Origin of the sequence: Staphylococcus sp. HMSC034C12 (assembly GCF_001835895.1) — a bacterium.
Taxonomy (GTDB): Bacteria; Bacillota; Bacilli; order Staphylococcales; family Staphylococcaceae; genus Staphylococcus; species Staphylococcus hominis.
The window spans coordinates 24,599-32,247 of record NZ_KV826318.1; the positions used below are offsets into that span (position 1 = coordinate 24,599).

General features: G+C 33.1%; 4 protein-coding genes and 1 other annotated feature. All 4 genes read left to right on the forward strand.

Translation table 11 applies throughout. From position 1 onward, the window contains the following. Nucleotides 1–70: 70 nt before the first annotated feature. The gene (locus HMPREF2629_RS04620; protein WP_025987199.1) at nt 71–1,255 is read left to right on the forward strand and encodes an MDR family MFS transporter; all 1,185 of its coding nucleotides are present in this window, start codon (nt 71–73) and stop codon (nt 1,253–1,255) included. A gap of 65 nt (nt 1,256–1,320) precedes the next feature. Then, nucleotides 1,321–1,511, forward strand: a binding site (T-box leader). Nucleotides 1,512–1,558: 47 nt separating this feature from the next. Then, nucleotides 1,559–3,973: a leucine--tRNA ligase gene (gene leuS, locus HMPREF2629_RS04625; RefSeq protein WP_017176352.1), complete on the forward strand. Its 2,415-nt coding sequence runs from the start codon at nt 1,559–1,561 to the stop codon at nt 3,971–3,973. A gap of 18 nt (nt 3,974–3,991) precedes the next feature. Further along, complete coding sequence (locus HMPREF2629_RS04630; RefSeq protein ID WP_017176351.1) at nt 3,992–4,303, forward strand: rhodanese-like domain-containing protein; 312 nt, start codon at nt 3,992–3,994, stop codon at nt 4,301–4,303. A 246-nt stretch (nt 4,304–4,549) separates the two neighbouring features. Next, on the forward strand, nt 4,550–7,649 hold a 3,100-nt coding region (locus HMPREF2629_RS04635; RefSeq protein WP_141756715.1), incomplete at its 3' end, for a SasC/FmtB family protein.

Below are 7,649 nucleotides of genomic sequence, written 5' to 3' on the forward strand. Positions count from 1 at the left end.
TTTTAACATATTTTAATGTTATAGTGTTTATTATAGTTCGATAAAAATATAAAGAGAGGACTTAAAAATTATGAATATACCTAGATCAGTATGGTGGCTAGTTATAGGAATGGCATTAAATATAACTGGCTCTAGCTTTTTATGGCCTTTAAATACGATTTATATGAAAGAAGAATTAGGAAAAAGCTTGACAGTTTCTGGGATTGTTCTAATGATTAATTCTTTTGGAATGGTAGTTGGTAACTTACTAGGTGGAACGTTGTTCGATAAGTTAGGTGGTTATAGAACAATCATGATAGGTACTATTACTTGTTTGCTTAGTACAACATTACTTAATTTCTTTCATGGATGGCCGTGGTATGCAGTTTGGTTAGTGCTACTTGGTTTTGGTGGGGGAATGATTGTTCCAGCAATCTATGCAATGGCTGGTGCCGTTTGGCCTAATGGTGGCAGAACAACTTTTAATGCTATTTACTTAGCTCAAAACATAGGTGTTGCTACCGGAGCTGCAATGGGAGGATTCGTTGCTGAATTTAGCTTTAATTTTATCTTCTTAGCTAATTTAATCATGTACGTATTATTTGGAATTGTAGCCTTTACGCAATTTAATTTAGAATACCATGCTAAAGTGAAATCACCAGATAGTCTAGATATCCAAAGTAAAGAAAATAAAAAACGTTTTATAGCTTTAATACTATTATGTGCCATGTTTAGTATTTGTTGGATTGGATACATTCAATGGGAAACAACAATAGCTTCATTTACGCAACAAATTAATATTTCAATGTCTCAATATAGTGTATTATGGACAGTAAATGGAATTATGATTTTAGTTGCACAACCATTAATTAGACCAGTCATTCGTTTGTTAAAAGGAAACTTAAAATATCAAATGTTTGTTGGTATTTTAATTTTTATGTTGTCATTCTTTGTTACAAGTTTTGCAGAACAATTTACTGTTTTCTTAATAGGAATGATTATTCTTACTTTTGGTGAAATGTTTGTATGGCCTGCAGTACCAACGATTGCCAATTATTTAGCACCGCAAGGTAAGCAAGGTCAATATCAGGGTGTAGTAAATTCTGCATCAACTGTAGGGAAAGCATTTGGTCCTCTAATCGGGGGTATATTGGTAGATACATTCAATATGAGTGCAATGTTCATAGGAATGATCATTCTTTTATTAATTGGAATGTTTTTCTTATCTATTTTTGATAAGGGTCTACCAAAACATTCACAACATGAAAATCGTTGAAAGACAACTTGAAATTAAACATATAAAATATGCTGAACCACTTGCAATTAGGTTACGAATCTCATAATATTAAACTGTATTGGAGTAGTAACTTAAATACTTTTCTAAAGAGAGCTAGTGGTGGTGCAAACTAGCGTTAAGAATTAAGTGAACTTACCGTTAATTAATCGAATTTAAAACATCTCTTACTATTATAAAGTGCACATGTAAAATGTGAATGAGGGTGGTACCGCGGCTAAAGAAAGTCGTCCCTGTCAAAAGTAATAGTTTGAGGTGTTTTATTTTTATTAGGAGGAAAATACTTTGGGTTATAATCACAAAGAGATTGAACAGAAATGGCAAAATTATTGGGCTGAGAATAAAACATTCAAAGCAAGCGATAATTTAGGCCAAAAAAAATTCTATGCATTAGATATGTTTCCATATCCATCTGGTGCGGGATTACACGTAGGACATCCAGAAGGATATACTGCAACGGATATTATTTCTCGTTATAAACGTATGCAAGGATATAATGTATTACATCCAATGGGATGGGATGCCTTTGGATTACCCGCTGAGCAGTACGCGTTAGATACAGGAAATGATCCTAGAGAATTTACTAAAAAGAATGTTCAAACATTTAAACGTCAAATTCAAGAACTAGGTTTTAGTTATGACTGGGATCGAGAAGTTAATACTACAGATCCTGAATATTATAAATGGACGCAATGGATTTTTATTCAGCTTTATAATAAAGGACTCGCATATGTAGATGAGGTTGCAGTAAACTGGTGTCCAGCACTTGGTACAGTGTTATCAAATGAAGAGGTTGTAGATGGTGTATCAGAACGTGGAGGTCATCCTGTATATAGACGTCCGATGAAACAATGGGTATTAAAAATTACAGAATATGCCGATCGTTTATTAGAAGATTTAGATGAATTAGATTGGCCTGAATCAATTAAAGATATGCAAAGAAACTGGATTGGTCGTTCTGAAGGTGCACGTGTGTCATTTAATGTTGAAAATACTAATGACACTATTGATGTGTTTACAACACGTCCAGATACTATCTACGGTACAACATTCTTAGTACTTAGTCCTGAACATGCGTTAGTGAATGAAATGACTACTGATGACAAAAAAGAAGTGGTTAAACAGTATCAAGAAGAAGCATCAAAAAAATCAGACTTAGAGCGTACTGATTTAGCAAAAGATAAATCAGGTGTGTTTACTGGGGCGTATGCTATTAACCCATTATCAGGTAAGAAACTTCCAATTTGGATTGCTGATTATGTATTATCGACTTATGGTACGGGTGCAGTTATGGCAGTACCAGGACATGATGAGCGCGACCATGAATTTGCTAAGAAATTTGATTTACCTATCATTGAAGTTATCGAGGGCGGAAACGTTCAAGAAGAAGCATATACTGGAGAAGGTGCACATATCAATTCTGGCGAACTAGATGGGCTAGATAATAAAGAAGCAATTTCTAAAGCAATTACTTTACTCGAAGCCAAAGGTGCTGGCGAGAAAAAAGTGAATTACAAATTACGTGACTGGTTATTTAGTAGACAACGTTATTGGGGAGAACCAATTCCAGTGATTCATTGGGAAGATGGTACGATGACAACTGTGCCTGAAGAAGAACTTCCATTATTACTTCCTGAAACTGATCAAATCAAACCATCTGGTACGGGAGAATCACCATTAGCGAATATTGATGACTTTGTAAACGTTGTTGATGAAAAAACAGGCATGAAAGGACGTCGCGAAACAAATACTATGCCACAATGGGCTGGTAGTTGTTGGTATTATTTACGATATATTGATCCACATAATGAGAATATGTTAGCAGATCCAGAGAAATTAAAACATTGGTTGCCGGTAGACTTATATATTGGTGGAGTAGAACATGCGGTACTTCACTTACTTTATTCAAGATTCTGGCATAAAGTATTATATGATTTAGGTGTAGTTCCTACGAAAGAACCATTCCAAAAATTATTCAACCAAGGTATGATTCTCGGTGAAGGCAACGAAAAAATGAGTAAATCTAAAGGTAATGTTGTTAATCCTGACGATATCGTAGCATCCCATGGCGCAGATACATTACGCCTATATGAAATGTTTATGGGACCATTAGATGCAGCTATAGCATGGAGTGAAAATGGGTTAGATGGCTCTAGACGTTTCTTAGATCGTGTATGGAGATTATTCATTAATGAAGATGGGTCATTATCTAATAAAATTGTTGAAAATAACGATAATTCATTAGATAAAGTTTATAATCAAACGGTTAAAAAAGTGACTGAAGACTTTGATACTCTTAACTTTAATACGGCAATTAGTCAATTAATGGTATTTATCAATGATTGTTATAAAGCGAATCACATTTACAAACCTTATGTAGAAGGATTTGTTAAAATGTTAGCACCAATTGCCCCTCACATTAGTGAAGAGTTATGGCAACGTTTAGGCAATCAAGAAACTATTACGTATCAACCTTGGCCTACGTATAATGAATCATTACTTGTAGATGATGAGATTGAAATTGTAGTGCAAGTTAATGGTAAAGTAAGAGCGAAAATCAATATTCCTAAAGACTTATCTAAAGAAGATATGCAAGAGTTAGCATTACAAAATGAAAATGTTAAACTATCTATAGAAGGTAAAGAGATTAAAAAAGTTATCGCTGTACCTCAAAAATTAGTGAATATCGTTGCAAAATAATGGAAGAGGAGTTTTAAAATGGAAACAATTACAGTAGATCAATTAAAAGAGAAAATACTAGGATCTAATCCAGTAAATATTATCGATGTGCGAACAGATGAAGAAACTGCAATGGGGACAATTCCTGGTGCTAAAACTATTCCAATGGATCAAATTGCTGATAACTTAAATCAATTTAATAAAAATGAAACGTACTACATCGTTTGTGCTGCAGGTGTTCGTAGTGAAAAAGTAGCGAACTACCTTGAAAATGAAGGTATTCATGCAGTTAATGTTGAAGGTGGCATGCAAGCATGGGGTGATGAAGGTATTGAAATAGACAGTATATAATGATTTATAGATATTTAAACAATAATACAGAAAAACAGCGAAGTTATGATTCTTCGCTGTTTTTTTATAATTTAACTTATTTTTAATATTTTTATATTATTTAGTTGTAGTACTTTTAATTTTATTATGATATTATATTTAAGTGTGAATATAATATTATGTAAGTGATAGTAACAACTATAGCATACATAAAACATTTTCATTATAACAATTGACATCAAGAGAGAACATCAAGGAGGAAACATAATGAATCTTTTTAAAAAACAGAAATTTAGTATTCGTAAATTTAGTGTGGGGACATTTTCAACGCTAATTGCTACATTAGTGTTTTTATCACATCCTGGTCATGCAGCAACTCATGATGCAGAAACAAATACAAGTGCGCCACAAACGAATGAAAGTGCGACGATTAATAAACAAAATACTAATATTGAACAACCACATAATGAAACAACGTCAGCAAATACATCTAATTCAAATGAAAATAATCGAAATAATGAAAGTAATACTTCAATTGATTATTCAATTAACCGTGAACGTGAAGAAGGTACAGTGAATAATGTAATTAATAGTACTGAAAATAATACAAATCATAATGAGAAAGTAACAACTAATGACGTAGTTAGTAATGAAAATAATCATGAAACTACAAACGTTAATCAACCACATAGAAGAGGGAAACGTTCAGTAGATAACACTCCTAGTACTACAAATACAGATCCGATGGCTGTAAATGAACAAAATACTGGTCAAATCATTAATGGGACATTTACAGATAATTCACAGGGTGCGACGATACCGACTAAGAATTTAGAGTCTGCAATGAATGAAGCAAATACTGTACCGGGTTGGCATGTAAATAGTAATGATCAAACCATCATTCCATTAATTTGGGGTCCTAAATCGTTGCCCGCATACAATCCTTATATATTCGATAAAACCAATAATAAAATTGGTGTAGTACTATCAAAATATAATGGTAACTTTAATCAAGTTCCAGGTATAGCTGATCCTACAGTAGGATCAATTTACCAAGATGTTGATGTTACTCCTGGATCAGAAATCCAATTACATTATATTTCTAGTAGTATGAATAATATATGGGGGGTTAATGGTGCAAGAGTGTATATTTACGATGCGAATAATCCTTCTACACTTTTATATAAAGGAACTCCGGATATATTACAGAACCCAATTGGTAACTTTGTAGGTGTATTTCAAGTGCCAGAAACAGTCTCACGATTAAGATTAAGATTTGAATCGGCATTAAATCGTAGTACTGATTCTACTAATGGACATAGACTCCTTACTGGTCCTAATAACTTTGGAGGCGGAGTGTTAGCTGATGTTACCATTAATAGTGGCGCATATTTAACTGCGACAGTAAATAATACACACTACTTTGCACAATCTGGATCCATAAATGCTGATCGAGTTTATCAAGAAATAGGGTTTAGAATTGAAAATAGAGGACATTCTAGTTCAAATAAAACAGAATATACGATTGTTTTACCAGAAGATGTGACATATGTATCTACAAAAAATGCTACTGGAAAATTTAATGCAGCAACTAAAGAGTTAACAGTTAAAATAGATCGACTTGAAGCAGGAGCAAGTAAAAATATTTCTATAGGATTATCCTTACCAACTGATCGACCAATTGAAAAAGAATTCTTAGGACATTTGACTTATGTTACAGATGGTATAAATATGAATAGGTTAAGTGATTCTAAAGATTTTGGACGTAATAATGGCGATCATTATACAAGATACGGTGTGCATAATGAATTTGTAAGTGTTGATTCTGCTATGCGACAAGGAGATATTGTATTAGATAAACAAACTATTACAGTTAAAATGTATAAGCAACATTTGAGAGACAAAGTAACAGAAATTGAGGATGATTTAGCCAATCTTGATCAAAACGATAATTCACCAGAAGTATGGGAAGCAATGCAAGTGGTACTTAGAAAAGCTAAAGAAGTATTAGCTGAAACAGATGAGATGCCTATAAGTGAATTGAAAGATCAAGCAACGATTAATAGTATCGATTTAAATTTAGATAAAGCACATGCTAAATTATCATTAGACAAAGTTGCAAGAACTAAAAGAGCGCTCTTTATGGGTAACGATACAGCTACAATTGAAGAAAAAAATGCTGTGATTGAGCAAGTGAATCAAGCACTACAATCTAGTTATACAACTGTTGATCAATCAATGACTTCAAATGATGTAGCAACAAATAAAGACACTGGAATTAATGAAATTACAATGATTGATCTTACTCCAACAGTAAAGCAAGCAGCAATTGATGAATTAACTGAAAGAGCAAATGCTAAAAAAGTAGAGTTTGATAATAATCCTGATGCAACAGTAGAAGAAAAAGAAGCTGCAAAAGCAACGATTGATAATTTAGTGTCAGAGGCTACAACAAATATTATGAATGAAACTACAAATAATGGTGTAGCGCAACAAAAAACAAGTAGCATAGATAGTGTGAATGCTGCTACTATAACTCCAACTGTTCGAAGTAACGCTAGAACTGCAATAGATAATATAGCATCTGCAAGAAAAGTTGAAATAGATAAGGATAATAATGCAACTTTAGAAGAAAAAAATGCAGCTAAAACTGAGATAGATAATTTGGTAGCTAGAGCAAAAGCAGATATTAATAGTCTAAATCACAATAATGAAATTGAAATATTAAAAGAAAACAAAGTAAACGAAATATCACAAGTAGTAGCGCATCCAGTAAAGAAAAATGCTGCTGCACAAGCAATTGATCAAGCCGCTATAGCTAAAAAACAAGAAATTGATTTAATAGAAGATGCGACTATAGAAGAAAAAGAAGTCGCAAAGGTAAAAGTAGATAAAATAGTAACCGAAGCTAAAAATAATATTAATCAAGCAACTACTAATTCAAGTGTAGATGATGCACAAAATGAAGGAATAACTGCAATTAATGCAGTTATTCCAGAAGTGGTTAAAAAATCAGATGCAAGAGATACAATCGATGAGGTAGCCCGAATTAAAAAAGCAGCAATTGATCAAACACCTGATGCAACAGTAGAAGAAAAAGAGGCAGCAATAGCGAAAATAGATCAAGAGGTTACTAAGGCTAAGGAACAAATTCATCAAGCACTAAAAAATGAAAATGTAGATACTGCTAAAACAAATGGTACGAATTTTATTAATGCAATCCAACCAGAAATTACGAAAAAAATAAAAGCAAGAGAGGCAATTGATGAAGTAGCTAGAGCTAAGAAAGAGGCAATTGATCGAATCCAGGATGCGACAACAGAAGAAAAAGAAGCAGCCAAAGCGAAGGTAGACCAAGCAGTAACGG

Excerpts from the sequence above, each read along its gene's own strand:
- HMPREF2629_RS04630 (WP_017176351.1), top strand. The coding sequence starts at position 3,992 with ATGGAAACAATTACAGTAGATCAATTAAAAGAGAAAATACTAGGATCT.
- HMPREF2629_RS04620 (WP_025987199.1), top strand. The coding sequence starts at position 71 with ATGAATATACCTAGATCAGTATGGTGGCTAGTTATAGGAATGGCATTA.